Raw genomic sequence first — 23,785 nt, 5'->3', positions numbered from 1 at the left:
TTATAAAGTAAATTTATTGCTGTTCCCATCGGCTAAAGCATAGGTTTTACCCTTCCAAATTAAGTTTCCGGATACATGTGCCGGCAATTTGATTTCAATTTCCCACTTGGCGCCTTTTTGACGATACGATACAGAAAGTGCTCCCTTCGGGTGAGGAATGGTACCGCTCGCATTGGTTAGTTGTCCTAAGGCCGGTTCAATTTTCACTTTTGAAAAACCAGGGCCATCAGTGTCAATTCCGAGCACTATACGATAGAGTTCTATATTTGGACTGGCACCCCAGGCATGGCAATCAGAACGGGTGGATTTGGTATCACTGATTTCCGCCCAGGTTGTAAGTCCACTTTTGATGTGGTCGCGCCATACATCGAGCTGAGTTAAATAACGATCTGCATAACCTACCTTTTTCAATGCGAGCATCTGATAATACCGGAAATAGATCGTGGTCTGAGCGAGAGAAGTATCGGTCATGATCCGATCCATCAGATTTTTACTCTGTTGTTCCGATACCAGATCAGTAAGTATGGCCAGCACATTCGCATGTTGTGAGAACAATTCACGCTTATCCTCATCCGCAAATAGGCCCTTCTGCTCAGACCAGTATTTCTGCTTAATAACACTTTTCAGTTGCGTGATTTTTTGCTGATAGGTATCATTCATTGCAGGCAATCCCAGGTCGCGCTCTAGCTTAGCCGCAATCTGATAAGCCCAAAGGAGTTGTAAATCCATTATTGCGCTGTTTCCTTTTTGCGCGTTGGGAGGTGCTCCGAAGAACCAGCCCTTACTATTAGACCAATCGGTGAAATTCCAGTACGGCATTTCGCCCAAAGATCCATCTGGCTGCTGAAAGTTTTCAAAGAATGTCAAAACCTGCCTTACCCCTGGCAATAAACTTCGGATGAACTGTTGATCACCCCGGTACATCCAATAATCATTCACCATGCCAATCCACCATAGCGAAAATGGTGGAATTTGCTGGTCATAATTGGTTGGATACCGGCTTAAGGTAATTCCTTCTGACATCCGGGATTGGTCAAATTGACTAAGCGCTTGCCTCAGCAAACGATCGTCTCCACTATTGTACAAGGATACCATGCCCTGAATGCGCGTATCACCAATATACTGCAGCCGTTCATAATAAGGGCAGTCCATATAGGTTTCCATTGCACAGAGCTTGGCCGTACGCCATCCAATATTTAAGATGGTATCTAAAACGGGATCATCAGCCTTAAACGTTGCATTGTTATCAAAAGGATATTCGGATTTAATCGCATAAAAGTCGGTTATTTCCAATGGCTGATCCTTCGTCTCAACAGACAACTTAAGGTAGCGAAAAGTCCTGTACCACAATGGCATGTAAGAGATTTTGGAACCAGACGCCACCACTCCGTCCTGAAAACCACGAAAGTGTCTGCCTTCGACTTCATCCCGGTGCCCCTTTTTATTCGAGTCGTCATAAAGAGCTTCTGCATAAGCAATGTGTACTACTGCATTTGCGCCTCTATCCAGTTCGAGTACAGGATAAGCATTGGTCAGTTCTTTCTGATCAATCAACCACTCTACCTTTGTATTTGCTGGTATCTGATAAGATCTTTTCCTTTGAAGGGATTGTTCCTTAACCGTCATCCCGGTGCTCTTCCTTACTGATGTAAAGCGAACAGGCTCCATACGCATTGCAGGAATTGACCTGGGCACCAGAAACCTTCCCGGCCGATAATGGATAGACCATTTCGTTTCTCCATGACTGCCTTCACTTGCAGCTTTCCACTTGTCCTTGTCAGCTAACTCAGCAGCATTCCAACCTACCTGATATTTTGTAAAATCTACCATCTCCGCAGGGCCAATGTCGGTATCACTGCTCCATTGTGGAACAGCGGTATATCCCTCATTTCTGCAAGAAAGCCAGGTCCCATCAGTATTCAATCCATACGGCTTTTCCAGATTATCTTCTTGTAGGATAAATCCCGTTTCAAACGAAAGATGGGTCATCGCACGGTTTTTATCTGAGTTCCAGACTTCCGCCGCAACATGGTTTTTTCCAGCCTTTAAGTAGGGCGCGATGTTCAACGTCTCAAACTGCCAATGGCGCAGATCACCAGCAGCAGGACCATGACTTACCCAGATGCCGTTAACATATAAACGATACCTGCTGTCTGCCGACACGTGAATCCACAGACTATCCGGAATAGTGGAAAATGAAATCTCCTTCCTGAAATGGAACACAGACAGTTCTGCTTTCTGATCTTCATGATGACTGATCCAACGCGCTGGCCAGCTTTTACGCAGCAGTAACGGATTGACCGGTTCAGTTGGCTCAAGGGCATATAGCGACTGTGTACTCAAAATGAACACTAAGATGTAAAAAGAGACAATCCTCATAATTGATGCGATTAATTTTCGGGCTTATGGTTTAGGGTCTGCGGATTATTGGTTGTTCTGAATGACGCATAAACTACCAACTAAATTAAGTAACTGACGTCAGTTCCGCATCCTGTACTATCCTGTATGCTAACTTCCGCTGGTCGCCATATTCATTAAGTAGCCAGGCCTTTTCTAAGTAAACCGGTTTCAACTATCTATCTCATTTATACGCGCATTAAGAAAGCAGTTGGTCATTTCTTTTTCAGCATTTCTCTTCAATAAGGCAATTGGCTGCTTCATCCTCGGATTTGATCATTTGAACTGATGGTCGACCTATCCTTAAAGACGGGCAATATACCTTTGTGTTATTAATTAACATTTAATATTGAAAATATGAAAAAGTCAATTTTAATCTTCCTATTTGGGATATTTTGTATAAGTAAGAGCTACTCACAGAAGTACTTCGGAAAGAGTTATACACCGACACAAGTGATAGATGAGTTTTATGATATTGCCGACGTAACGAAGGGATACACAGTCATGGGAAAAACTGAACTTGGTAAAGGTTTTCGTTCGCTGGAAAAGACTCAGCAAAAGATCATCGAATTAGCAAGAAAGAAGGGTGCCGACGCTGTAATCTTCACAATGGAAGAAGAGGTTTTCGGTACGTCAACTTCCAGTGGTGGAAATGTAAGTCAAAAAAAAGACGGTAAAAAAGCCACAGTGGCCTCAAGCAGTACAACTACTGATTTAAAAGAAAAAACAGTCAAGGCCACATTTATCAAATATAAATAGCCCTTCCCCCTCAACAAAGCCGTTTTCAAGACGGCTTTGTTGTTTTCAATTTTGGTTCCTAACTCCCCTTATTGCTGATTCTACCGGCTATTTCACCTCAGCCAGATATTTGTGCACGAAACTGATGGCCATAGAACCTTCTCCCACTGCTGAGGCTACCCGGTTCATCGCGCCGGCCCTGACATCACCTGCAGCAAAAATCCCCGGGCAACTGGTCTCCAGCAGGTAAGGATCGCGTTTCTGTTTCCAGATCTTGCCGTAATCAGGGTGGCTCTTCAGGTCCCGACCGGTTTCCAGGAATCCTTTGCCATCTTTGATGATTCCCAGTTCGATCCAATCGGTATATGGCTTGGCGCCAATGAAAATATAAAGCGCATCTGCAGGGTGATTGCTGATGTCCATAGTATCAAAATTACGAATATCCAGGCTTTCCAACTTGCCCGAACCATGAGCAGCTGCAATTTCTACCCTTGGTTTGATGTGGATGTTACTTTCTGCTGCGATCTGCCCGATGAGGTAGGCCGACATGGTTGCCGTCAGGTCATCTTTGCGGATCAGGATGTAAACGTTCTTAGCAAATTTGGAAAGGTACATAGCGGCCTGACCGGCAGAATTACCACCCCCAACGACATAAACATCCTTGTCTTTGCAAGCCGTGGCTTCGGTCATCGCAGCTCCGTAGTAAATCCCGGCACCTGTAAAGTCGGCAATACCGGCAGTGTCAAGTTTACGGTAATCCACCCCGGTGGTAATGACCACGCTTCGGGTAACAATATCTTCGGCATTATCCAGTGTGATCCTTTTATACCCGTCCTTTTGCTCAATAGAACGCACAGACTGCGGCGACAAGAATTCTGTTCCCAAACGGGTTGCCTGTGTCATGGCACGGCGGGTGAGTTCAGCCCCACTTAAACCGGTCGGGAAGCCCAGGTAATTCTCTATGCGAGAACTGGTACCCGCCTGCCCACCCGGCGCACGGCGCTCAATCAGCAAAGTCTTTAACCCTTCCGAAGCACCGTAAACACCAGCTGCAAGCCCTGCAGGTCCGGCGCCAATGATCACCACGTCGTAAACATCCTGGCGTTCGCGATCCGGGTTCAAACCGATTTTACCGGCAAGGTCCACTAAGCTGGGCTTGGCAATATAACTGCCATCCTCTAAAAATACCACGGGCAGATTGGCTTCGGTAAGATCATTATTGGCCAACAGGTTTTTTCCGTCCTTATCCGTTTGAATGTCCAGCCATTGGTAAGGCACCAGGTTGCCGGCCAAAAAGTCCTTGACCTCATGAGAGCTTTGAGAGTATTGATAGCCAATTACTTTAATGCCTTTGAAAACAGGATGATAATCACATTGCCAGTCATCCAGCAGGTCATCAATCACCGGGAATAATTTTTCTTCGGGTGGATCCCAGGGTTTAACCAGGTAATAATCCAGCTTCACTTCATTGATGGCTTTAATCGCGGAATCTTTATCGGAATAAGCAGTTAACAGTGCCCGTTTTGCTTCAGGAAAATACTGAATGGCTTTTACCAGGAAGTCCACCCCCTGCATTTCGGGCATGCGCTGATCTGCCAGAAACAAAGCTATGGCCTCGCCCTTATTGTTCAGCTCCAGTAAACTATCAAGCGCCTCCTGCACCACTGTAGTGCTCAGGATCCGGTAACGGTCGCGGTAGCGGCTTTTCAGATCACGGGTGATCGCCCTCAATACCTGGGCATCATCATCAATACAAAATATAATCGGCAGACTCATATGATTTACAGTAAAATTTTATAAATGAAAAAGAGGTTATTATCCATTGATCGGAAACTCGACAATGAAGTTCGTTTGTCCGGGTTTGGATTCCACATTAACCGCACCTTTGTGCTGTTTAATAATTCGCTTCACCACATCCAACCCCAGACCGGTTCCCTTACCGATCTCTTTTGTGGTAAAAAACGGATCAAAAATACGGCTTTTAACTTCTTCCGGAATTCCCGGACCGTTATCTGAAATGGTGACGCGCACGCAATCCTTTGCACGGCTGGTAGTAATGGTCAACTGACCTTTAGTGTTGGGCCCCATGGCATCCAGGGCATTGTCGAGGAGGTTAGTCCAAACCTGGTTCAGCTCACCAATCAGTACATTCACCTTTGGCAGCTCCGCATCAAAATTTTCAATGACCTGCACATTTCCATTCCTGATCTTATGCTGTAACATGGTCAGCGTATTGCGGATGCCGATATGGATATCGGCGAATTGTTTCCCGTGCCCCTGATCCATGTGCGTAAAATTTTTCACTGCACCCACCAGCTCCGATATCCGGCCGGAAGCCTCATGAATATCTACCACTATTTTTTCGGTTACCAGGTTGTTATTAATCCAATTGAATACTGCTGAAATTGCATCGGCAGGTATACGCCCCTCTATATCGTCCAGGTCAGCTACACTATAACCAAAATCGACCAGGTTTTCGGCCACATCTTCTTTGCAGGCCACGTTATGCTCCCCCAGCCAGTCCAGCATGTCGTCTTCCAATGACGACCGTTCCATCATGTTTAGGAAAGGTTTTTCCCCCTTCGACAGCACACCGAACAGTTTATCGGTGATATAGTTTACTGCTGTGTCATCCAACCGGAGCGACATGACCTGCCTGAAAACATCCGGCACCATCTTTAAATGTTTCAATAAGGAAACAGATCCACGGACGACTGCAGAGGCAGGGTTGTTTAGTTCGTGGGCCAGACCTGCCGAAAGTTTTCCCAAAGCCATCATCTTTTCGTTCTGTTGTTCGAAAGCGGTTGCCTCCCGGATGCGGTTGGCCATCACATGCACCAAAGCCTGTGTAAGGTCAAATTGGGAATGGATCATATTGTCCAGCTGTTCCAACGGCAATAGCAGATAGGTCATGTCCTCGACTGCCTCCGCGACCACACTAGCCATCTTACCACGCGAAAATGGTAAATATCCGCTGATCGCTCCGGTTTCTAACATCCCCGCTTCCTGCAATTCATTGCCTCGTGGTATGCTCAACATCACCTTGCCCGATAAAATCACAAAGGGTCCCGGCATCAGATCGCCCTTTCTGAACAGGCTTGAGCCTGCGGGTAATTCCAGTACAGTGCCCTGATCAATAAACCATTGGAGCTGATCGTCCGGGACATCTCTTAAATTCTCTATGGCGCGCAGCCATTCAACGGTTACATTTTTCATAGGTATAATGAGGTATTAAAGGTAACGTCATACATGTGCCGTATTAGGGATCTTTGTTGTGGCTTACACTTTAAAGGTATATAATATTGACCAAACGTCCGGTGGTCAATATCAACAAACAATCCATGGCCCCGTCTCTCCTACCAGCTTGCTGGATGTACATCAAACAAATTTCAGGAACGTGATCAATTGAAAAGATGATATTTGTAGCAAAATAACGTAGACATTTGTCTACAAAACGCCTTTGAAGCGACAGTAGATAATGTAGAACACTCTTAAAGCAAGGCTTCACCCATTCAGATTAAGAAAACGACATATACACCTTACAGGCCGGAGATTTTTGTAAGAAGTTTGCATTTATGGTGAAAGGTTCAATGCGGATGTATTTTGTCGATAACAACGATCTGGATCATGCTAACGAGCTGAAGGAAAAGCTCCCCGCCTTTCGCCAAATGATGAACAGTCTGGACGAACGTAACATCAAGGCCAACGAACGACGCCTTACAGTTGCCATAAGCTTTTCTGCTGAAAAGCGTTACGTAGAATTTGCGGACTGCTATCCCGAGCTTATTGCGCGTTTTCCCCAGCACATCATTGCTTCGTATCTCGGCATCAATAAAGACACGCTTAGCCGTGTCAAAAGCCAGTACAATCTAAAATAAATTTTTGCCCCCTGACACACAGCTGTCATCTGGTCTAAGTAGCTTTGTCGTCAACTCTAAAAATCTAAAAGAAAGTCATCATGAATTTGGCATCTATAAGAATCATAACTCCTGAAATTAAACGTCTGGTCCGGTTTTACGAAAACGTTACTCACCTGTCTGCGCAATGGTATACAGAAGATTTTGCAGAGATCAATGCGACTACTTGCACCCTGGCCATCGGAAGTACACGTACGTTGAGCTTGTTTGGTAAAGATTTGACACATATAGGTCATAGCAGCAGTATAATCATAGAATTTCGTGTAGCAAATGTCGATGAGCAGTATGAAAAAATTAAAGATTTACTGAGCGACATCATTCAGGAGCCAACTACAATGCCTTGGGGAAACCACTCATTAATGTTTCGTGATCCTGATGGTAATTTGGTTAATTTCTTTACCCCTGTGGCCGCAGATGCGATAAAAAAATTTAGTTAGGAATTTTCTGTATGCTTTCGTGATCAGTAAGTCATCACACAAGATGATACACCGAATAACGGTCCCACGGTCTCTCGTGCGATAATTATCCTTAGGAACGTCATTTCTAAAATTCACTACAACTAAGGTATGTTCCTTAATAGAATGGCGCTCCCGCTATGAAAAGATAAAACAATAAACTGATCGCTGTTTTGCTGTATATTTTCTTTCATTTGCGGATCAAGTGCAGAGAGCGTAAATTCTTTTTTGTAAACCTGTTCACCAAATGTAAATTCTACCGGAAGCAGAACAGGTGCCGCATTCATTCCTTCCAGATTCGCTTGAAATAGCTTATTTATTTTACTTCGGAGCTGTTTGTCTGGCTCAGCTTCAATGTTGAAAATTTTATCCGCTATACTTTCCAGAAAAGCTGCATCATGCCGCATTTTGCCAAGGGCATAAATACTGTAATACACCTGAGTCTGGTCATTACCGTATATTTTTTTAGCCAGGCATGCCTTAACCACATCCAGGTTAGCCAATATGTTTTTTTTTGCTCTGACCTGCATCATCACTACGGCCAAAATACAAACCACGACAATCACAATACTGATCACTACATAAATAAAATAACTCGGGTCTGTTTTAGAAATGCCGTACAATGAATACGCCATAAATGCAGATAGAAATGCAATAACAATAGGTAGGGCAATGAGTTTGTTCTGTCCGAAGCTGCCTTGACTGGCGTATGCCTTTTTTAACGGCTCATTACGTTCTAATCCGTTTAATAATTCAGTGGTAAATAGCATAGGTTGATTTTAAAGCGATAAAAAAATTTCTATGTCAATTACCTTGCCATGAAAGTCAAATATAATTATGTAGAAAGCATTTTTTGCGTACTATTGTAATGCAACTAAATTGCGTATAAATACACTCACAGAGATAAATAAATTATGACAGAATTTTGGGAGAACAGTTTTAGGGATAAACAAGAAATGTGGGGCTGGGAACCGGCGGATTCGGCTATTTCAGCGTTAGAATTATTTAAAAAGCATGGATTAACCAACATCCTGATTCCGGGATATGGTTATGGAAGAAACGCAAAGGTATTTATCGATGAGGGATTCAAGGTAACAGGGATTGAGGTGTCGGAAACGGCAATTGACATCTCAAAAAAACACTTTGGAGATCGGGTAAAAGTATATCATGGAGCTGTTGACGCGATGCCTTTCGACCAGGAGTTATATGATGGAATCTTCTGTTATGCTTTAATACATTTATTAAACACCGAAGAAAGGGCAAAATTGATTGAGAATTGTTATCACCAGCTTAAACCCGGTGGTTATATGGTTTTCGTATCTATTGCAAAAACTGACTTCAGGTATGGGCAGGGAACAGAGATCGGTCAGGATACCTTTGCTACCTTTCCTGGTGTCAATCTATTCTTTTACGATTTGGAATCCATCAAATCGGCATTTGGTAGTTATGGTCTGATCAGTGCTGAAATAACCAATGAACCACTGGTGAATTCGGGTGATAGACCTTCACAAAAATTTTGGTCGATCGTATGCAAATCCTAACAATTAACCATTTGAATTAAAGGATTTAACCATTATTCTTATTTAATTGGAATGCGGTTTGAGATGAAACAGATTGTTTATAATTTTTAGTATCAACGGATGAAACAACTACTCTATTTCCTTTTTCTAGCTGGCATTATAGGGTGCAAAAGCAAGGTTAAATCTCACGTTCAGGAGCTTGATTCTGCAAAAATTATAAGCCTTGATCGGATAGCCCCTCAAATGCCCGTTTTTGATAAAGATTCTCTAAACTCAACCGATGCAGGCCTAATGGTCAAATCCATTTATGATACAGTGGCCAACGAGCCACAAACAGATATTAAGGAAGATACCGTAACACGTGACGATGCCAAACTGCAGTATTTCGAGGATCAATCCGGCCAGTACTACATTTATGTGGTGGAAAACCGCGGTCCAATGTATGGACCTTCGCTCGGCTGGTGTGATGTATTTATTTTTAAAAGACTGAATGGTGTGTGGAAATTGAATGACCTCAGGTTTCATGCTGGCGGTGGTGGAATGTATGGTAATCCGGGTAAGTTTGAAAAGCTGGAACAGATTGGGGATGAAAATAGGGCAATCGTAATTTCGGGTGGACAATCCCACATGGGAAATAACTTTAACGTTACCTTGATTGAAGTAAGCAAGGGTAAGTTAGGCCGATCATTTGGATTTCCAACCCATCATGATTACGGGGAAAATTCAGGAGATGATTATAAACTTACCATTTGCGATGAAAATGAATACCATTTTAGAAAAGTCGCGGGCAGCAAACACTATGACCTCATCCTGGAGAGATTTAATTGCCTGGACGAATCGTCCATCAAAGTCGATAGCGCAGTGATTGCCTATCAAAATGGGTACCGGATCCCAGACCGGTTTTCATTTGATGAATAAACAGCCCATTCAATCGTTGGCAAAGGATGATGCTAATTGGACAGTGCGATAATTGTGTCAGAGGTGGTCCAGATGCTACATGCGAGGCTAAATAACAGGCAGTATAGGATCTACCGTGCGATGAATTTTAAAAACCGTATTTACCAGTTCAATTAATGCTGAAGCATATTCACTCTTCCAATAAACGAACAGTGCTGCGCTAGCTATAAAAACTCCTGATTTATGCTTAGGAAAGACAGCTGACCAAAATATAGGAAAAATGAACAGTCCACAGAAATCTGAAAGTTTCCCCGCAAGCGTATTATGGAACATCGCCTTTAGAAAGAAGTCATTGAGGATTAAAAGCGAAAGGCAAAAGATAAAAAGCGGCGATAAAAGATTTTTTAGGCGATCATACATGCTTACAGGAACTCATTTCTTTTTAATTCTAATAACTTACTAACCTCAATGCTATGAATATACATCATTGATTGCGCATTCAGAAACCATTGACCTACGGCATGACTCCTTTGGAACAATCAGGAGGCTGATCAATTTTATGATGCAGCCTCCTGGTACATGGATTACTGACCTTTAATTGTAAAAACGATGGTCTTTGCATTGGCACCAATTATCTGGTCTTCCGCAGAGCTAATGGTGTAAGCGATGAGGTAATCATCCGTACCGTTAAACTGAGTTGGAAAAACCTGTACCGGGATAAAAGCCTGACGAACTCCTGCAGGTATGTCGAGTTCCAGAGTGGCTGATCGATACGCTCCCGCTGGCAATGCCTTGTAGTTCGTTCCCCATTTGGCATTATAGCCATCAAGTATAGTAGGATCTTCCTTAAAAGTAACCTTCGCAGGCTTGTCAAGCGGTGTGGCATAAGAAAACCGGGCGTACAGTTTCAATTGCTGAACGCCAAACAGGCTGTCTGACGGTTGCGGTTCATACGGACTTTTTGAGGGCCAGTTTCCGTTGGGAATGATCATTACAGGTTTGATGCCGGAATAGTCCAGCACAAACTCGCTTTTCTTGCAACCAAAGGCCAAGCCGGCCAGGATTAAAAAACAGATATATATCTTCATTTTAAATTCTTTAATATAATATTCAATTTCCAATTATCTACGATTAGGGCATCCACCAGATTTTGCTGGTAAACACATCTATCTGGCCTTGGGCACTTACATTTTCCTGGTTAAACTCGTACTCCTGCTCATTGTAAAGCAGCCTGAATGGAATGGTACTCCCGGCCCTCTGCGGACTTAATGAGGCAGGTATATTTGGGAACCTACCGTTCCTCCGGTAATCGACGTATGTTTCCGAAGGTTCTATCCCGTTAAAAGCATGATACTTTTGCACCATCAGGAGCTTATACTTATCCGTTGCCGCGGCCCAGCTCACCTGTGGATTGCCCCCGGCAACCTGTGCATCGTACCAGGTTTGAAATACCTCATCCGATAGGGATGGATTGCTTGAATTTCCACCTACGTTCAACCATCGGAAAGATTCCCGTACTGCAAGCCGATAAGCCTGTTCTGCATCTCCAGCCAACCAGCCTCGCTGTATGGCTTCGGCCTGCAAAAACAGGCTTTCTATACTTGTGAGCACCCAATCGTCCATATTGCGGCCTTTAATGATTCCCGTGCTGGTAGGGTCTACTACATCTTCATTCCTTGAACCGCCTACGGCAGATACGTAGGTATTGTTTTGGTAGGGATAAATGATATTATCAATATAGTTACCGTAGGTATTTCCCCTGAAATTGAGCGGTGCACTTTGGCTAAAAGGCTCAGGCGCCCCTGCAGGTACCTCCTCATCAATGGTACTGAAAATAAACCCGAGTCTCGGATCCTCATTGGCTTTCAGCATCTCCATTGAAAAAACATTGGCATGGGCGTAGTAATTAGAAGCCAGCTGAGTGACGGCGTCAAAGTATCCGCCTCCATATTGATTGTGGCTTGAATATAGCCCAAAGTACTTACTCAGGCTCTTACCCAATACATATCCAGGGTTGACTGATGCATTTTCTCCGCTTTCCAGGAAGCCGGAACCTTCGGCAATGATCTTACTCATCTGAGTACTGATGTATGCGGAGCGGTCAGTTCTGTTGGCCTGGTGTACCAGTAACCTCAGTTTTAGGGTATTGATAAATTTCAGCCATTTCAGCTTATTTCCATGAAACATAATGTCTGAAAGGCTGAGTTTCGTATTTTTACCAACATCTGCATTTTTGATCAATCCGGAAGCAAGGTCCAGTTGTACCATCAGGTCTTCATAGATTAACATGCCGCTATCGTATTTGGGCTGCCGAATGTTGATATCGTAAGCCTCAGAATAGGGCATATTATTGATGAGGTCTACAGCTCTACTCCACTGGATGGCCCGGATCACTTTAGCTATACCTTCGTAAAAATCCTGGCCCATATCATGTGCTCTTTGTTCAAGGTAGAAAATTTCCTGACGCGGCTCTGAATACGTCCCATTGCCAGTTGCCTGGATTCGAAAATAGGTGACTTCATAAAAGCCGGGAGGGTTTTGATAGTAAGACCAGTAGCCCATCCATTGCTGTAAGTACTTATTGGTATTGTTGTTGGCAATGCAGCTTTCCAGTAAGGAAGGAAGCACCAGATCTGGAGTTGCTTTCAGGTCGGTCAGCTCAAGCGGGTTGTAATTGACATCCAGCCAATCTTTCTTACAGCTGTTCATCGTTAGCGACAACATGGCTAGTAAAAGGAGGATTTGTTTATTGATATGTTTTTTCATGATTGAACGCGTTGATTAAAACTTAAAGGAAAGTGTGAAACCATACAATACGGTTCCGGGCAACTGCCCGTCAGAACTGCCACCATCCAGGTTGCTGTTTATAGGCGTAAATTCCCTGGTACCGACACCCTTAGTAAGTCCGGGATCGCCGATGATGTTAGACTTTGGATAGAAGTTAAAAAGATCTCTCGCATAGATGCTTGCCATAATGTCTTTTACCGGCCCGGCGTTGTAGGGCAGTCTGTATTGCAAGCTCACTTCCCTAACCTTTAAAAAAGAGGCATCAACAAGTCCATGAGCACTTACTCCTGCAAAATAAGAATACAAACCCTGTCCGGCATTGGCCACTACTACGTCTGTATTGGCTACATAGTTCCCTGTTCCATCATCATAGGAGGAATTTGGAAATACAAAGCGTTCCCTGTTGTTGAGATTGGTAAGGGGGTGCGCGCCACTATTAAAATCCGAGCCTGTCACAAACATGTGGTCGTTTCCGGTAGATGCATCCATCAGTAACGTTGCTGTAAACCCCTTCCATGATAAATTAAAACCTAATGACGCTGTATATTTAGGCAGAGTTTTCCCGTAAATCTGGTAGTCACCATATTCTGCATTGGTCGGCATTCCAGTGGTTTTATCTACAATCACCCTTCCTTCAGGATCCCTTTTCCAGTCGGTCACCGCAAACTCGTAGGCACTTCTTCCTGTTCTGGCATAATATGCCGCGAAGTTACCGTCATCACCCCTGAATACACCTTTATAAACTTCCGACAGTTTGAGTACCTTATTGTTGTTGATCGAAAAGCGGCCGTCAACCACCAGGGCCATACCGTTTGGCAAACTAAAAAGCGGATTTAATTTCAGGTCCAGTTCAAAACCACTATTCTGAAAAGCACCAGCATTGTCTGTAGTTGGAGCTCCGCTGAGAGCGGCATTTTTTACATTCAGGATGACCGAATTGTTCTTCTGATAGTAGTATGTCATGTCTACGGTAAACCTGTTATCCAGGAACCCGAGGTTTAATCCATACTCCTGGGAGAATACATTTTCAGGTTTGAGCAGAGGATTAGGGTTCTCCTGGCCAAATCCATAACTGATCAGTTCTCCGTAAGGATAATCTCCCTGCAGATATAAACGGCGCTCAAATTGAAACGGTGCAATGTTCATATTCGCAGACAGCGCAAAAGATGCACGCATGCGGGCGGTAGAAAGCCATTTAAGTTGCCCCAAATATGGAGAAATGTCTTTTAGTACCAGCGAGGTATTGGCACCGAAATAAAGATCTTTGCCCCTCGCTACTTTAGCGCGTTTGGAATCCCATTCATTACGGGCCGTAAACTCCAGAAAGGCACGGTCCTTATAACCAATCAGCGTATTGCCGAATACGGATATGGTTCTGGACAGCAACTCCAGATCTGAAACAGCTGCAGGGAACCTGGCAAAAGCCACATTATATACCGGAATGCTGAGCACTGCGCCGGATCTGAGGTCTTTTGAAAAATTCTGCCGTATAGAGTTACCAATATTGGTTTTAAGCTGGAAATCACTAACCTGATGAATGGTAGAAATAATCAGGTCATTGTTCAAGGAGGTATTTGAACTGGTAAAGTCGCCTACTGCAGGCTGAAGATCGTAAGTTTTTTCTGGCAGGGTGTGCGCGTAATCGGAAAAGTAAACTGGTTTGGTCGTTGTTTTACCGTACTCGCCACTATAGGTGATGCCCGGACGGTCCAACAGGTTCAGCCAGGGTACCGGCTTATATTCCAGGCTCAGGTTTCCCGATAGCGAGGTGTTGGTAGTTTTGGTACGCTTGTTATCCAGCATCTGGTATGGGCTAATGCCACGGTAGTAGCGGTCAGGCACCGACCAGTAGCCGTTTACATAATCCTTGTAGCTGAGGATGGGGATGAAGGTAGGCAGGTTTCTGATCTCGCGTATCAGATCGGGACCTCTGTCGTCATTTCTGCGGGCAAAATTAAAATTCACCTGAGTGGTGAGTTTACCCATCTTCCGGGAACTGTTCAGTAACACCGTGATCTGGTTCTGCTTATCGCCAGGCAATAAACCTGTTTGATCGGTATGCCCCAATCCTAAATAAGAGGACGACCGATCATCACCCTGGGAAATCGACAAGTTGGTCCGGTTAATCCTGGCAGTATTGAAAAACTCCCGCGCCTGTTTGTTGTCCTCATATTTTACCATTTGATAATTCCCGTTTTCATCCGGACTACCAATAGGCACCATACTTCCATCATAGACGGGTCCCCAGGAGTAAGCAGCGGTAGGATCAAAAAGTCCGCTACCGAACTCGTTAAGATTTCCCGCGCCCAGACCAAATTTCCGCTGACGGTAATCGTTCCGGTAATCTACAACCTGAAAAGACATGTTGTGCCTGAAATTTATCGCGGGGTCACCTTTCACACCTTTCTTGGTCGTAATGATGATAACGCCATTCACTCCTTCCGGCCCATACATTGCTGTACCATTCGCCCCTTTCAGGATGGTTACATCTTCAACATCTGCAGGGTTGATGTTATTTATAAAACTGAGTACCTGCTGCTGTGCATCCTGGTCTGAACCAAAAGATAGCGGCGAGCCGTTAAGAATGAACAGTGGCTGGTTATTACTGCTTTGGCCGAAAGAGCGGATCCCGCGCAACAGGATGCGCATCTGGGGGTTCATATCAGAGCTTTGCGCAGTAATGTTCATTCCTGATACTTTTCCGATCAGGCCTTGAAGAATATTGCCTGTATTGGCCCTGCTGATTTCTTCGCCGGTGATTTTCGCGACAGAATAACCCAGTTCTTTGGTTCGTTTTTCAATTCCGTAAGCCGTGGTTACGCTTACCTCCTGTAACTTGCCAACGGACAGCTCCATTTTTATTGCAGCATTGTTAATTGAAGTAGCGTTTATTTCTTTGACCTCATAACCAAGGAAAGAGATGAGGAGTACGGCCTCCTCGTTGACATTACGTAGCATAAAGTATCCGTCATTATTTGATATCACAGCCTGACTGGTGCCTTTAACCTTGATCGTGGCCCCAACTAAAGGCTTGCCTTTCTCATCCATCACCCTCCCCTTGACATCAATCGCACGAAACTGATCGATCAGTTTCTCAAAAAAACCCGTTTCCCTACGTTTAACGACGATTGTGTAACCTTCTAACTGGTAAGTTATGGGTTGTTCGCTGAAGATTTCTTTCAGCACTTCGTCCAGGTCTGCGTGGCTGACTTTAATGGTTACCGGTTTAGTGTTTTTGAGCAGGTTGTCGGTGTACAGGAAGTTGTAGCCTGTCTGGTTTTTGATTTCCCTGAAAATGGTTTTCAGGGCTGTATTTTTGCGTTCCATACTGATCTTTTGTGCAAGAGTGCCTGCACTAACCTGCATGAGGGACGCTATGAGTATGACGGTAGTTAGGCGCATGGTCAGCAGTATTTTGTGGTGTAGCCGCGGAGGGATACCAAGTTTCCTTGTATATTTTTTATACATTCGTGTAAGGTTTGGTTTAGCAGTTGGCCTTAGTTTCGACGCGAGGGCTTTCTGCGGTTAGTTGACGTTTAGTTGATTTGTTCCAAACTGTGCCAGGTCCCGATTGCTGTCGGGACTTGGTTGTTTTTCTTTCTGGTCTTAGCTTTTCTGTCGTAGATCTTTCTTCATATTTGATTTTGGGTTTATGCTTTTGTTGATTGTATATGTTGGTTGTATAGCTATTCTATTTGTTGATATTGTTCATGACATATATCTTCCGTTTTTCGATTTTGAATTTGACTGCTCCCGTTTTTTCCAGTAACTCAAGGACTTCAGAAACCTTGTCGAATCTGGATACCCCACCACCGAACTTCTCTGTAGTTATTTCTCCCTGATAGATTATTTCGACGTTATACCAGCGTTCGACCATTTTCATGACGTTTTGGATAGATTCGCTTTCAAACATAAATTCGTTGTTTTTCCAGGCGAGGTCCAGAACCTGGTCCGCTTGCCCGATTTCAAATCTCCCGGCCTGCGTCAGGACTGCCTGCTGTCCGGGTTTTAAGGTTTCAGTGCTATGGTTATTTTTCACCTGTACACTTCCTTCTACAAGTGTGGTTTTTATCGTTGGTTCATCGCTGTAAGCCTTGACGTTAAAATGGGTCCCCAGCACCTGGATTTCTTGCCTTTGAGTTTCTACGATGAAGGGACGGGTTTTGTCTTTGGTAATTTGAAAGTAGGCTTCTCCCTGTAATTTTACCCTCCTCTCCTTCCCGCTGGTCAGGTTTGCTGCGTAGGTAAGTGTGGATGCGGCGTTCAACCATACTTGTGATTTATCGGGCAGGGTTAGGATGTACGTCTCCCCTTTGGCGGTACTCAGGGTATTGGTCTGGTTGTTTCCTGTTGTGCGCTCTTTGATCTCATAGATCAGCTGTCCATCAGTCGTCTTGATGACTTTAATACCTGCTTCTTTGGCAATCTCTCCATTTGCGGCGGATGAGATTCTGATCTGCCGGCCACTGGCGAGCGTCAGCGTCGCGCCTTGTGTACCTGGAGCAATGTCTTGTGCGAAATGGGTAGCATTGCTGTTTTGACCGGACTTGTTATAATTAAAAAAATAGACTCCCAATACCATGATGACGATTGCTGCAGCGACCGCGGCCATCCTTGGCCATAGTTTGGTGATCTGTTGTTTTTGGTTTTCCCGGTTGATGGTCTGGATCAGTCTAGCTTCTACCTCATCTACCGCAGCCTGATGCGCTTTCTTGGTCGTGATGAATTGATCGTTATCAAAGTAGTCGCCAATGGTGGTTTTTAGCTGCGTTTCATTATTGCTGATCTGAAACAGATCAAGCAACTCTCTTATTTCTGCAACAGTACACTCGTTGTTCAGATACTTGCGGAAGAGTTGTTCTTTATGTTGAGGTGTGTCCAAGCCGGTTCTTTTCTACTGTTACGCTGTAGAAAGAATTTAGGTCTGCTCACTTTTGATAAAAAATGAATTATCTTAAAAAAGTGGTTGCAATGAAAGAATATACAATGAGGTCTGGGTTTTTCAGGAGGTAATCCCTGACGATCTTATTGCCTTTGACAATGTGATCCCTTACCGTGGATGGGGAGATGGACAGTTGATTGGCAACCTGTTCATAACTTTTGCCGTCGATCTTGCACATCAGGAAGATTTGCCGGCGTTGCGGTGGCAGCTGGTCTATGGCCTGCCGGATGAGCTGGAGGCTTTCCTTGCTATGCATCTCTTCTTCTGTATGGCTATAGTAATCCACTGCGGTTTGCAGGATGCTTCGTGCGTACTTCTTGTCCTTGGCTAGTTTCCTGAAATGGTCATAAACTAAATTGACGGCTATGGTAAACAAAAAAGACTTGATGGATTTCGTTGGGTCAAGTTTTTCTCTTTGTGACCAAAGTTTCATGAACACGTCCTGCAGGAGTTCTTTGGCGATTTCGTCATCATTGACCAGGTGGTTGATTTTAGCGAAGAGTCTGCTGCTATAGTTGCGGTAGAGGGTGGTGAAGGCATGCTGATCTCCTGATGCCAGATGTCCCAGCAGCTTGCTCTCTTTGGCGAGGCCATGTTCATCAAGCTGGTGCATGATTTCTTTTCTGATACCGTAAATGAAAGGGATAGTCCAATTTATGGATTATTTCGCAATGATACAGAAAATCCAGTTGTTTGGAAGAACATGACATCTAAATTAATAAGATAAAAGATAACTATGATGTATCCCTTTGACGCCCAATGAATCGCTGTCTTAAGAGGGTGACTTTCCTGGTGTATTTTTCAGTTGCTCCTTCAGCACCTGATACTCTCTGGTTAAATGCTTAAAAGGCTTATTGTTGATGATCATGCCGTTGCTGAGAACCAGCTTTTTCTTCAGGATTGCCTCTACTACCTCAAAACGAGCTTTTGTTTCCATGTAACGTTTATTGTTTTCTATATCTTTATCCGTTTCATAATCAGCGTTTAATGATCCTGCGTATACCGAATCAGACACCGCCTTTCCGTCACTCTGTCTAAAACTGATGTAAGCTTCAATGTGCCTGTTTTGATAAGATTTGGGCAGCTCATAGAAACAGGATCCGTCTTTCCGTTTTCCGGCATGGAATGTCATCATAGAATGGTTCGCTTCAGGAAAATGAAGCAGCACCATCACGCCGTCTTCCAGTCTGCGGACCGGTCCAGGCAAGGCTTCACCCCATTTGATCAATACCCCTTGATCCGCTTTGCTAATACTTACCCCCTCTGGTGCAGGCACGGTGCCACTGCTCAGTATTACCCTGCTGTAATCAATACTTAAATTGGGATATTCGCCCTTTATTGCTTGTTTTTTAACCGCAGCGGTAGCGAGGTTAAAGGCATTTTTATCCGTTCCCATTGCCTCCAGCCCGAAGCCAGCATCAACGAAAGGTTTCAGGGAGCACAGGAATTTCATGGTTACCTTCATGGACATCAGGTTGGCCAGTTGTTTATCACTGCGCTTTTTTTTAGATTTGCCAATAGTACGCATGACGTACTTCCCATTAAGCAGATAAGAAACAGTGTTGCCAACTTTCCCGATAAACAGGCCGTTGTTGTGATTTGCGATTGCCATAATTAAATTAATTTATTTTGTAATTGACCTTCATTTAATTAGGCACCAAATTAATCCTCATTTGTTTAAAATAAAATGACACTCCTCATTTATTTCTTCTATAACCCGCATTTTCTGCTTTGTTGCCCTGTTTTCGTTCGGTATTCATGCTGTTTTAACTGCTGGATAAGGGCAGTTTGCCAGTAGCTTCATGGGACTATTGGTACATGGAAGGTACTATCAACCCGGAAACAAGGTTAGCTGAACATACCGCCAATAGGAAACGAGGTGCAAATGAGTATACAGTAGCGTTATGCCATCGCAGACAAGCAAACCATAACACACGGGGCATCATTTCGCAGATGCCCCGTGTGTTGAATCCTTTGTAAAAACAAACGCTTTATAATAAGCCGCCTGCAACAGTGATTCTCTCACCGGTAACCCAGCTGGCATCATCAGAAGCCAGGAAGACTGCAACTTTTGCAATGTCTAAAGGCAGGCCAATTCTTCCCAGCGGTGTGCGATCCAGAAAAAGTTTTTCCATAGCACTTCCGGGACGCCCATCAGCGGTCGATCCTTCCGATTCCGTCATTCCGGGAGCAATGGTGTTCACCCTGATCTTTCTTGGCCCAAGCTCTTTAGCCAGCGTTTTCGCCAGGCTATCTACTCCCGACTTAACAGCAGTGTAAATCAACGTACCGGGAATGGGGTTCAGGCTAACGGTAGAACTTAAGTTGATGATGCTTCCACCTTCTTCACCGAACATTGCTGCGGCCTGTTGTGCGCAGAAAATATGCGCCATCAGTCCTGTAGTGACCTGTAACTGGAAAGTTTCTTCACTAACCTCTTCCAACATTTCATACCGCCATACACTGGCATTGTTCACCAAAATATCCAGCTTTCCAAATGCACTTTTCACCTCTTGAAAAAGCCTTTTGATGTCCGCAATCTTCGAAATATTTGCCTGCACCGCGATGGCTGTTCCTCCATTTCTGGTGATCTCATTGACTACACGATCTGCATAATCTTTACTTGATGAATAGTTTACCACTACTTTAGCGCCTTCCCGAGCATATTCTTTAGCGATTCCTGCTCCGATACCTTTTGACGATCCGGTAATGAGCGCCACTTTGTCTTTTAATTTCATCTCTGTGATTTTGATTGTTTATAATTGTCCACCTGCAACCTGAATTCTTTCACCAGTCACCCATCCGGCATCATCTGACGCTAAAAAAACTGCAACTTTAGCGATGTCAGCAGGCTGCCCTATCCGGCCCATGGGAATTTGTGCCAACAGCTGCGATTCCCATTCGCCACCCATTAAACCCTGCGCATGAGCCCCTTCCGTTTCGGTTATACCTGGTGAGATCGTATTGACCCTTATCTTTTTTTGTCCCAGCTCCTTCGCCAGCACCTTAGTCACATTGTCAATCGCTGCTTTTGTCGCAGCATAGATGAGCGTACCTGGCATAGGGTTGGTACTTACAGTAGAGCTGATGTTAATGATACTTCCCCCGTCTGCTCCCATCAGCTCCGCAGCTTTCTGAGCACAAAGAATAGCGCCAATTAAATTGGTGTTTAGGTTAGCTTGTAAAACCTCCAGGGTGATTGCCTCCAGCATCACCAAATCATAGATACCAGCGTTGTTGACCAGGACATCAACCTTTCCGAATGTTTTTATTGCTGTATGAAATAACCGTCCAACATCTGCGGGTTTTGATACATCTGCCTGAACGACAATAGCTTTACCGCCAAGCGCGACAATATCATCGACGATCTTTGTTGCGCTTGTCTCATCTTTTGCGTAGTTTACAATTACGCTCGCTCCGGCCAAACCGTATGCCCTGGCGATGCCCGCACCGATTCCTTTTGATGCCCCCGTTACGATGGCCACCTTATCTTTTAATTTCAATGTCATTTGATTAAACTTTAGTTGCCTACAAAAGTATCTTGTACATATATTTGGGGAAAGTACCTACTTTTTGGTAGCCTAGTTACCAAAAAGTAAGTAAATTGATTATCAACACCTTAATATTTAATAAATGGCAAAAATGACAAGAAAATGTTCCGACTCACCGTCATGTTCGGTGGATTACGCATTCAGAAGAATTGGCGGAAAATATAAAGGAAGGATTTTATGGTCTTTAAATGAGTATAAGGTGATACGCTTCGGAGAGTTGGGCAGAGTTTTGGCAGATGTCACTACCAAGATGCTCACGCAAACCCTTAGGGAGTTGGAGAAAGACGACTTGATTGTCAGAAAGGTGTATCATCAGGTGCCACCCATGGTGGAATATTCGTTATCAGAAACCGGCATGGAACTAATCCCTTTTATCACCCATTTAAAAGAGTGGGGTGATCAGAAGATGGCGAAAGCCAAAAGTAAAAAAAAGGAAAGTACTTTACTTTCCTGATTGTAAGAGCAAATTTATCTTTGCTTAACTTGTCAGACAGGAAATTCTGAAGGGCGATAAAAACTGTGCCTTACGCAGACAAATGTAAAAGCGAAACTAGAAAGCCTATTCATTTTTCATCTGCATGATCGCCTTCGCCCTTTCAAAAAAGCTCTTTTGCTGTAACTGCTGTTCCACTTCAACAATAGCTTTCATGAGGTTATTTTGAGTGTCAGTCAGTTCAGTAATTGCCGCTATAATGATGCCCCAGACCGGCTGCATTTCCTCCACCAGTTTTTTGCCTTTCTCTGATAGTTGCAGCAGACGTTTGCGCTCATCATGTTTATCCTTCTTTGACCGGATGAGTTTTTTCTTCTCGAGTTCTTTTAACAACGTAATGGTGGAAGGATGAGTGTAGCCTATTTCAGTTGCCAGTTCAACCACACTTAATACAGGTTTGAGGTGTAAGGTATAGATTACCGGGAACCACTTCGGCTCAAAGTTAATCCCATTGGCCTTATAAACCATGAAGCCGTCTTTCCTGATTTGTTCACTCAGGCGTTGCAGTCTGGTCGAAATTGCAAGTATCCCCGATTCATCAATTACATTCATTGCTTTTCGTCTAAAGATCTAAATGTAAGTGATAAAATTTATTGTCGGCCATCATTCTTGGAAAGTACGAAGGGAGATCCGTAACCTCTATGAGATTAAAATCATTTTTCTCATAAAAACGGTGGGCGGCTTTTAGCATATCCACAGTGCCAAGGTAAATCTCAGTTATATTATTTTCACGACAGTAAGCCACCAGGGTTTCCAGTAATTTCTGCGCAATACTGTATTCCTTACCCCTGAATTCCTTTTTCACAAACATCTTACGAAGGGCGCATGCGTTGTGCCCGGTATTCAACAGCGCAATGGTGCCCACCAGTTCGCCGTCGACCTTTGCAGCCCAGAAATTTCCGCCAGTCTGGTGATAATTGGACTCGATGTCCAGCAGGTCGGGCTGCCCTTCAATCGTGATGGGTACGTTAAATTCAATCTGCTGAATAGGTAATATCAGGTCGATCACCTCTTTACAGTCGTCGTTAAATATTTGGGTAATGGTTAAGTTGATGGTACTCATAAATGCTCGTTTTCTATTTATGTTCAAAAGTACGTAGTTAAATACATAAATAAAAATTTATGGTAAGATTTGGCCCCGGATTGCTCAGGTAATTTGCACCAACTTAATTTATACTTCTGAATTCTATAGGAGTTTTACCAGTTTTTTGCTTAAAAAGCTTACTGAAATACTGCGGATACTCAAACCCCAGCTTATAGGCGATTTCGGTAACTGATTTACTTGTACTTAAGAGCATGTTTTTACCTTCCTGAATCAGATAAAAGTGGATGTGGTCCTGTGCATTTTTGCCAGTTTCCTTTTTTAGTAAATCGCTGAGGTAGCTGGGAGACAGATTCACTTTTTCTGCCAGGTATTTTACCGTTAGCAGTCCTTTATCCTCATGATTTTCATGATAATAGCGGGTCATGATCTTTTCGATCTGACCCACCACCGCATGGTTTAAACTTTTTCTGGTGATAAACTGACGCCCGTAATACCTGCTGCAGTAATTCAGCAATAATTCAATGGAAGACACCATAATAGTCTGACTATAGACATCGATATTTTCCTGCAGTTCAGTTTCAATCTTCAGTACGCATTCATATAAAACCTGCCGTTCCTTTTCAGAGAGGTGCAATGCTTCCGACGTCTCGTAGTTGAAAAAAGTATATTCTTTCATTCTATCATTCAATGAAAAAGCACTGATCAGATCAGGGTGAAAAAAAAGGCCCCATCCAGTGATGTTATCAGAGGCTTCCGTATCCACATCCATTCCAAGAACCTGATTGGGTGCCATACAAATCAAACTGCCGCCCTGAAAATCGATAGTCTTTCGACCATATTTTACGTTATTATTTCTGGTGTTTTTGAACATAATGGAATAGTAGTCCGCGGAAATTTTGATATCCTCACTGACACTTCCCTTCACCTGGCTAAAGTCTACCACTGAGATCAAAGGGTTTTGAACAGGATGGTCCAGCTCAAATAACTCGTAGAGGTTGGCCATCGTATGTAAATGCACAAATGTACTCATGGTGTGATTTTAT

General features: G+C 43.8%; 21 protein-coding genes. 6 read left to right on the top strand and 15 right to left on the bottom strand.

Translation table 11 applies throughout. The features are described from left to right. Entirely contained in the window at positions 1–2,379 is a 2,379-nt protein-coding gene (locus PBAL39_RS06335) for an alpha-L-rhamnosidase C-terminal domain-containing protein (RefSeq protein ID WP_008239505.1), read from the bottom strand. A gap of 375 nt (positions 2,380–2,754) precedes the next feature. Here PBAL39_RS06335 and PBAL39_RS06330 point away from each other — a divergent pair, with 375 nt between their 5' ends. After that, positions 2,755–3,156, top strand: coding sequence for a hypothetical protein (locus PBAL39_RS06330; protein WP_008239504.1), 402 nt, complete (start codon positions 2,755–2,757; stop codon positions 3,154–3,156). A gap of 87 nt (positions 3,157–3,243) precedes the next feature. On the opposite strand, the gene PBAL39_RS06325 is transcribed toward PBAL39_RS06330, so the two are convergent. Beyond that, a complete protein-coding gene (locus tag PBAL39_RS06325; protein ID WP_008239503.1) occupies positions 3,244–4,911 on the bottom strand; it encodes an FAD-dependent oxidoreductase in 1,668 nt (555 codons plus the stop codon). A 39-nt stretch (positions 4,912–4,950) separates the two neighbouring features. After that, on the bottom strand, positions 4,951–6,351 hold the full coding sequence (locus PBAL39_RS06320; protein ID WP_008239502.1) for an ATP-binding protein: 1,401 nt from the start codon (positions 6,349–6,351) through the stop codon (positions 4,951–4,953). Positions 6,352–6,710: 359 nt separating this feature from the next. On the opposite strand from PBAL39_RS06320, the gene PBAL39_RS06315 reads away from it, so the two are divergent. Continuing rightward, positions 6,711–7,013 (top strand): hypothetical protein, encoded by a 303-nt coding sequence (locus PBAL39_RS06315; RefSeq protein ID WP_008239497.1) that lies wholly within the window; start codon positions 6,711–6,713, stop codon positions 7,011–7,013. A gap of 80 nt (positions 7,014–7,093) precedes the next feature. After that, entirely contained in the window at positions 7,094–7,489 is a 396-nt protein-coding gene (locus tag PBAL39_RS06310) for a VOC family protein (RefSeq protein ID WP_008239495.1), read from the top strand. Positions 7,490–7,611: 122 nt separating this feature from the next. On the opposite strand, the gene PBAL39_RS06305 is transcribed toward PBAL39_RS06310, so the two are convergent. After that, on the bottom strand, positions 7,612–8,277 hold the full coding sequence (locus PBAL39_RS06305) for a hypothetical protein (RefSeq protein WP_008239493.1): 666 nt from the start codon (positions 8,275–8,277) through the stop codon (positions 7,612–7,614). Positions 8,278–8,421: 144 nt separating this feature from the next. Between PBAL39_RS06305 and PBAL39_RS06300 the strand changes: the two genes are divergently transcribed. Further along, positions 8,422–9,048: a bifunctional 2-polyprenyl-6-hydroxyphenol methylase/3-demethylubiquinol 3-O-methyltransferase UbiG gene (locus PBAL39_RS06300; RefSeq protein WP_008239491.1), complete on the top strand. Its 627-nt coding sequence runs from the start codon at positions 8,422–8,424 to the stop codon at positions 9,046–9,048. 270 nt (positions 9,049–9,318) lie between these two features. Then, positions 9,319–9,945 carry a hypothetical protein gene (locus PBAL39_RS06295; protein ID WP_157273919.1) on the top strand — a complete coding sequence of 209 codons (627 nt, stop codon included), beginning with the start codon at positions 9,319–9,321 and terminating at the stop codon, positions 9,943–9,945. A 563-nt stretch (positions 9,946–10,508) separates the two neighbouring features. Here PBAL39_RS06295 and PBAL39_RS06285 read toward each other — a convergent pair. The 8 genes from PBAL39_RS06285 to PBAL39_RS06250 form a co-directional block, all read right to left on the bottom strand. Next, the gene (locus PBAL39_RS06285; RefSeq protein ID WP_157273918.1) at positions 10,509–11,012 is read right to left on the bottom strand and encodes a DUF1735 domain-containing protein; all 504 of its coding nucleotides are present in this window, start codon (positions 11,010–11,012) and stop codon (positions 10,509–10,511) included. Between the two features lie 43 nt (positions 11,013–11,055). After that, on the bottom strand, positions 11,056–12,690 hold the full coding sequence (locus PBAL39_RS06280; RefSeq protein WP_008239482.1) for a SusD/RagB family nutrient-binding outer membrane lipoprotein: 1,635 nt from the start codon (positions 12,688–12,690) through the stop codon (positions 11,056–11,058). Positions 12,691–12,705: 15 nt separating this feature from the next. Continuing rightward, on the bottom strand, positions 12,706–16,179 hold the full coding sequence (locus PBAL39_RS06275) for a SusC/RagA family TonB-linked outer membrane protein (protein WP_083801713.1): 3,474 nt from the start codon (positions 16,177–16,179) through the stop codon (positions 12,706–12,708). Positions 16,180–16,402: 223 nt separating this feature from the next. Then, on the bottom strand, positions 16,403–17,593 hold the full coding sequence (locus tag PBAL39_RS06270) for a FecR family protein (protein ID WP_157273917.1): 1,191 nt from the start codon (positions 17,591–17,593) through the stop codon (positions 16,403–16,405). Between the two features lie 67 nt (positions 17,594–17,660). Then, positions 17,661–18,266, bottom strand: coding sequence for an RNA polymerase sigma factor (locus PBAL39_RS06265; protein ID WP_008239476.1), 606 nt, complete (start codon positions 18,264–18,266; stop codon positions 17,661–17,663). A 159-nt stretch (positions 18,267–18,425) separates the two neighbouring features. Continuing rightward, complete coding sequence (locus tag PBAL39_RS06260; RefSeq protein ID WP_008239474.1) at positions 18,426–19,265, bottom strand: DUF6266 family protein; 840 nt, start codon at positions 19,263–19,265, stop codon at positions 18,426–18,428. A 379-nt stretch (positions 19,266–19,644) separates the two neighbouring features. Further along, positions 19,645–20,391, bottom strand: a complete 747-nt coding sequence (locus PBAL39_RS06255) for an SDR family NAD(P)-dependent oxidoreductase (RefSeq protein ID WP_008239472.1) — start codon at positions 20,389–20,391, stop codon at positions 19,645–19,647. A gap of 18 nt (positions 20,392–20,409) precedes the next feature. After that, the gene (locus tag PBAL39_RS06250; protein WP_008239470.1) at positions 20,410–21,162 is read right to left on the bottom strand and encodes an SDR family NAD(P)-dependent oxidoreductase; all 753 of its coding nucleotides are present in this window, start codon (positions 21,160–21,162) and stop codon (positions 20,410–20,412) included. A 133-nt stretch (positions 21,163–21,295) separates the two neighbouring features. Here PBAL39_RS06250 and PBAL39_RS06245 point away from each other — a divergent pair, with 133 nt between their 5' ends. Continuing rightward, positions 21,296–21,658 (top strand): helix-turn-helix domain-containing protein, encoded by a 363-nt coding sequence (locus PBAL39_RS06245; RefSeq protein ID WP_039866197.1) that lies wholly within the window; start codon positions 21,296–21,298, stop codon positions 21,656–21,658. Between the two features lie 105 nt (positions 21,659–21,763). Here PBAL39_RS06245 and PBAL39_RS06240 read toward each other — a convergent pair whose 3' ends face one another. The 3 genes from PBAL39_RS06240 to PBAL39_RS06230 all read right to left on the bottom strand — a co-directional run bounded on the left by PBAL39_RS06240 (position 21,764) and on the right by PBAL39_RS06230 (position 23,772). Further along, positions 21,764–22,249, bottom strand: coding sequence for a MarR family winged helix-turn-helix transcriptional regulator (locus PBAL39_RS06240; RefSeq protein WP_008239466.1), 486 nt, complete (start codon positions 22,247–22,249; stop codon positions 21,764–21,766). Between the two features lie 10 nt (positions 22,250–22,259). Continuing rightward, a complete protein-coding gene (locus tag PBAL39_RS06235; RefSeq protein ID WP_008239464.1) occupies positions 22,260–22,760 on the bottom strand; it encodes a GNAT family N-acetyltransferase in 501 nt (166 codons plus the stop codon). A 103-nt stretch (positions 22,761–22,863) separates the two neighbouring features. Further along, the gene (locus tag PBAL39_RS06230) at positions 22,864–23,772 is read right to left on the bottom strand and encodes an AraC family transcriptional regulator (protein WP_039866122.1); all 909 of its coding nucleotides are present in this window, start codon (positions 23,770–23,772) and stop codon (positions 22,864–22,866) included. Positions 23,773–23,785: the final 13 nt, after the last annotated feature.

It is taken from the genome of Pedobacter sp. BAL39, from assembly GCF_000170795.1.
GTDB lineage: Bacteria > Bacteroidota > Bacteroidia > Sphingobacteriales > Sphingobacteriaceae > Pedobacter.
The sequence above is the reverse complement of the archived record's forward strand: the minus strand, read 5'-3'. Positions and strand labels throughout refer to the sequence as shown.